The sequence below is a fragment of the Yoonia sp. genome (assembly GCF_046292185.1).
Classification (GTDB): Bacteria; Pseudomonadota; Alphaproteobacteria; order Rhodobacterales; family Rhodobacteraceae; genus Yoonia.
Window position 1 is genome coordinate 1 of sequence record NZ_JBKBQY010000148.1, and the last position, 4,895, is coordinate 4,895.

Annotated in this window: 5 protein-coding genes and 1 pseudogene; 5 read left to right on the forward strand and 1 reads right to left on the reverse strand. The window is 59.1% G+C overall.

Features of this window, described 5'->3' with window-relative positions; all coding sequences use genetic code 11:
- From ACK4TM_RS17045 to ACK4TM_RS17065, 5 genes and pseudogenes are all read left to right on the forward strand, one after another.
- Window positions 1–526 (forward strand): annotated as a pseudogene (locus tag ACK4TM_RS17045) (F0F1 ATP synthase subunit alpha); the annotation flags it as partial.
- A gap of 24 nt (window positions 527–550) precedes the next feature.
- Window positions 551–1,423: a F0F1 ATP synthase subunit gamma gene (locus ACK4TM_RS17050; RefSeq protein ID WP_409703653.1), complete on the forward strand. Its 873-nt coding sequence runs from the start codon at window positions 551–553 to the stop codon at window positions 1,421–1,423.
- An 18-nt stretch (window positions 1,424–1,441) separates the two neighbouring features.
- On the forward strand, window positions 1,442–2,866 hold the full coding sequence (atpD, locus tag ACK4TM_RS17055; protein WP_409703656.1) for a F0F1 ATP synthase subunit beta: 1,425 nt from the start codon (window positions 1,442–1,444) through the stop codon (window positions 2,864–2,866).
- Window positions 2,867–2,878: 12 nt separating this feature from the next.
- Window positions 2,879–3,298 (forward strand): F0F1 ATP synthase subunit epsilon, encoded by a 420-nt coding sequence (locus tag ACK4TM_RS17060; RefSeq protein ID WP_409703659.1) that lies wholly within the window; start codon window positions 2,879–2,881, stop codon window positions 3,296–3,298.
- A 122-nt stretch (window positions 3,299–3,420) separates the two neighbouring features.
- Window positions 3,421–3,771 carry an H-type lectin domain-containing protein gene (locus ACK4TM_RS17065; protein ID WP_409703662.1) on the forward strand — a complete coding sequence of 117 codons (351 nt, stop codon included), beginning with the start codon at window positions 3,421–3,423 and terminating at the stop codon, window positions 3,769–3,771.
- Window positions 3,772–3,783: 12 nt separating this feature from the next.
- Here ACK4TM_RS17065 and ACK4TM_RS17070 read toward each other — a convergent pair whose 3' ends face one another.
- Window positions 3,784–4,803 (reverse strand): ribose-phosphate pyrophosphokinase, encoded by a 1,020-nt coding sequence (locus ACK4TM_RS17070; protein WP_409703665.1) that lies wholly within the window; start codon window positions 4,801–4,803, stop codon window positions 3,784–3,786.
- Window positions 4,804–4,895 lie beyond the last annotated feature (92 nt).

Below are 4,895 nucleotides of genomic sequence, written 5' to 3' on the forward strand. Positions count from 1 at the left end.
CTTTATCCCGACCAACGTGATCTCGATCACCGATGGCCAGATCTTCCTTGAAACCGAATTGTTCTATCAGGGCATCCGCCCTGCCGTGAACACCGGTCTGTCGGTGTCGCGGGTTGGGTCTGCCGCGCAGACCAATGCGATGAAATCCGTCGCCGGTCCGGTCAAACTGGAATTGGCGCAATACCGCGAAATGGCGGCCTTTGCGCAGTTCGGGTCCGATCTGGACGCCGCGACCCAGCAATTGCTGAACCGTGGCGCGCGCCTGACCGAATTGATGAAGCAGCCGCAATATGCGCCGCTGACCAATGCGGAAATCGTCTGCGTCATCTATGCCGGCACCAAGGGTTACCTTGACAAGATTGCCGTCAAGGATGTCGGTCGGTTCGAGGCTGGTCTACTGCAATATCTGCGCACCACCGGCAAGGACGTGCTGGACATGATCACCCGCGAAGATCCCAAGATCAAAGGTGACGCCGAAGCCAAGATCAAAGCCGCTCTGGACGCATTCGCTGCCGATTTCGCGTAATTCTTGAGATAAGGAGACGAGAACGTGCCTAACCTCAAGGACCTGAAAAACCGGATCGCGTCGGTCAAATCGACCCGCAAGATCACCAAGGCGATGCAGATGGTCGCGGCTGCAAAACTGCGCCGCGCCCAGGACGCAGCCGAGGCATCGCGCCCCTATGCCGAACGCTTCAACGCCGTGATGGCGCAGTTGGCGGCCTCTGTCGGCACCTCGCCCGAGGCACCTAAACTGCTGTCCGGCACGGGCAGTGATCAGGTGCATCTGCTGATCGTCATGACGGCGGAACGCGGGTTGTGCGGTGGTTTCAACAGCAACATTTCCAAGCTGGCGAAAATCCATGCGCAGAAATTGCTGGCTGCGGGCAAGACGATCAAAATCCTGACCGTTGGCAAGAAAGGCCGCGATGCGCTGAAACGCGATTTCGGGTCCTACACCGTCGGCCATGTCGATCTGTCCGAATTCAAGCGGATCGGCTATGTCAACGCGCAGAATATTGCGCGCGACGTGCTGACCCGTTTCGACGCAGGCGAATTTGATGTCGCGACGCTCTTTTTCTCGCGCTTTGAAAACGTCGTGTCGCAGCACCCGACAGCCCAACAGATCATCCCTGCCAAATTCGATCAGGCGGTTGATGCCGACGCGACGCTTTACGACTACGAACCGTCAGAGGAAGAGATCCTTGCCGATCTGTTGCCGCGTGGCGTGGCCACGGCGATTTTCAGCGCCTTGCTGGAAAATGCCGCATCCGAACAGGGCGCGCGGATGTCCGCCATGGACAACGCCACCCGCAACGCGGGTGAGATGATCGACAAGCTGACCATCCAGTACAACCGTTCGCGTCAGGCCGTCATCACGAACGAGCTGATTGAAATCATTTCGGGCGCGGAAGCGCTCTAGACCCCGGAGAAAACAACTATGGCAAATGCAAAAGGCAAGATCACGCAGGTCATCGGCGCGGTCGTTGACGTGCAGTTCACCGATCACCTGCCCGAGATTCTGAACGCCCTGATCACCGATAACAACGGCAAGCCTCTGGTGCTCGAAGTCGCCCAGCACCTTGGCGAAAACACCGTCCGCGCCATCGCGATGGACAGCACCGAAGGTCTGGTGCGCGGTCAGGAAGTCGTCGATCAGGACAACACGATCACCGTGCCCGTCGGCGATGCGACCCTTGGCCGTATCATGAACGTCGTCGGTGACCCGATTGACGAAAAAGGCCCGATTGGCGAAACCGAGCGCCGCTCGATCCACGCCGAGGCGCCGCCATTCGAAGCCCAGTCCACCGCATCCGAAGTGCTGGTCACCGGGATCAAGGTCATCGACCTGCTGGCCCCTTACGCCAAGGGCGGCAAGATCGGCCTGTTCGGCGGTGCCGGTGTTGGCAAGACAGTTCTGATTCAGGAATTGATCAACAACATCGCCAAGGTGCACTCGGGCTATTCCGTGTTCGCGGGTGTTGGTGAACGGACCCGTGAAGGCAACGACCTTTACTATGAATTCATCGAATCCGGCGTCATCAACGCCGACGACCTGACCAAGTCCAAGGTGGCGCTGGTCTACGGCCAGATGAACGAACCACCGGGTGCGCGTATGCGTGTGGCCCTGTCCGGCCTGACCATGGCGGAATCGTTCCGCGATTCGTCCGGCTCTGACGTGCTGTTCTTCGTCGACAACATCTTCCGCTTTACACAGGCCGGGTCCGAAGTGTCTGCGCTGTTGGGCCGTATTCCGTCCGCCGTGGGCTATCAGCCGACACTGGCGACCGACATGGGCCAGATGCAGGAACGGATCACATCGACCAAATCGGGTTCGATCACATCCGTGCAGGCGATTTATGTGCCTGCCGATGACTTGACCGACCCGGCACCTGCCACATCCTTTGCGCACCTTGACGCGACGACCAACCTCAACCGTGCGATTTCTGAAAAAGGGATCTATCCGGCTGTTGACCCGCTCGATTCCACATCGCGCCTGCTGGACCCGAAGATCGTCGGTGAAGAACATTACAAGGTTGCGACGGACGTGCAGCAGGTCCTGCAGCGGTACAAATCGCTTCAGGATATCATCGCGATCCTTGGCATGGACGAATTGTCGGAAGAAGACAAACTGACCGTGGCCCGCGCGCGTAAGATTGAACGCTTCCTGTCGCAGCCTTTCGACGTGGCAGAGGTGTTCACCGGCTCGCCCGGCGTTCAGGTGCCGTTGGAAGACACGATCGCGTCCTTCAAGGCAGTGGTTGCCGGCGAATATGACCACTTCCCCGAAGGCGCGTTCTACATGGTGGGTGGCATTGAAGAAGTGAAAGCCAAAGCCGAGAAAATGGCTGCGGCCGCCGCATAAGGAGCTGCCGATATGGCAAATCTACAATTCGATCTCGTCTCGCCCGAGCGCCGTCTGGCGTCGGTCGTGGCGACCGAGGTGCGCATCCCCGCATCCGAAGGCGACATGACAGCGATGCCCGGCCATGTGCCGACCATCACGACATTGCGCCCCGGCGTTCTGACGGTGGTGCATGCGGGCGGCATGGACGATTATATCGTCTTTGGCGGCTTTGCCGAAATCAACGCGGAATCGGTGTCGGTTCTGGCTGAAAAGGCCATGCCAAAAGAAGAACTGACGCAGGAAGTCTATGCCGAAATGCTGGCAGAGGCGAAGGCCAACTATGCCAGCGCGGAAAAGCTGGCCGAGCCCGGCCCCGTCGAAGCCGCAGCCAAGCTGCTGGCCGATATGGTCGCTGTCGGTGACACGATCAAGGTCGGCGTCAGGGCCTGAGCCTGGCCTGATAACCATGAAAGGCCCCGTCTATCGGGGCCTTTTTTGTTTTGATCTCGCCTTTAACGCGAAAAGCGGTGATACCGGATTGCGGGGAAAGTCAAAAAGGATCGCCATCTGTCATGCGCAGACTGAACACCGGTATCATCGGCGTTGACCATGGTGACGTCGTCCTGTTTTCCGATTTCGAGGATGATGGTCCGATGTGGCGCGGTACCGGCGCACGTCAGTCGCGCACGGCGATCAGGTTCAGTCAGCCCTATTTGTCACCACCGCATGTACAGGTGGGGATTTCGATGTACGATATTTCCAACAAATCCAATATCCGCACCGATGTGCAGGCCGAGAATATCACCGAACAGGGGTTCGACATCGTGTTCCGCACCTGGTCGGACACGCGGGTTGCGCGTGTCCGTGTCGCCTGGACCGCATTCGGTGAACTGCCGCAGGATGACGGGTGGGAGCTGTACTAGCCCCCGCCGGGTTCATTCCGCCGCATAAAGCCCTTCATAGATCGGGCCGAGCGTCTTGTGATCGAACAGCGACGACACCGACGTGCCGTTGGCGGTGTTCAGGATCGCCTGCGCGAACATCGGCGCTGTCGGCACGATGCGGATATTGGCGCAGCCGCGCACGGCGGCGTTGGGGGCGATCGTGTCGGTGATCACAAGGCTTTTCATCACGGATTTGGAAATCCGGTCCACCGCAGGGCCGGACAGCACACCGTGGGTGATATAGGCGTGAACCTCGCGCGCGCCGTTGTCCATCAGGACCTCTGCGGCCTTGCAAAGCGTTCCGGCGGTATCGACGATATCGTCTACGATTACGCAAACCTTGTCGTTCACATCACCGATCACGGTCATCTCGGCGACTTCACCGGGCTTGCCGCGTCGTTTATCCACGATGGACAGGGGCGCGTCGATCCGTTGCGCCAGATCGCGCGCGCGCGCCACGCCGCCCACATCGGGCGAGACGATCATCACATCATCCATCCGGTCGCGGAAATGGTGTTTGGCATCCAGCGCATAGATGGGCGAGGCATAGAGGTTATCGACCGGGATATCGAAAAAACCCTGGATCTGCGTGGCGTGCAAATCCAGGGTCAGGATACGTTCAATGCCGGCTTCGACCAGCATATTGGCCACCAGTTTCGCGGTGATCGGGGTGCGCGCCTTGGACCGGCGATCTTGCCGCGCATAGCCGAAATAAGGGATCACGGCGGTGATGCGCGCGGCGGATGACCGGCGCAGCGCATCGGCGATGATCAGCAATTCCATCAGATTGTCATTGGCGGGGTTTGACGTGGGCTGGATGATGAACATATCTTCGCCGCGGACGTTTTCAAAAACTTCGACGAAAATTTCGCCGTCATTGAACCTTTCGACCCGCGCGTCGACCAGGCTGACATCGCGCCCCCGGTGCATCGACATGCGGCGGGCTATTGCCGTTGCCAAAGGCAGATTGGCATTGCCGGAAATCAGCTTGGGTTCCATAATGGTTGGCATGGGGTGGTCCTTTGGCAGCTGGGGACATGACGCCGATGTGACAGATTCGCGGCGTTGACACCGACTAGCACAGGCTTACCGTCGCGCCTAGA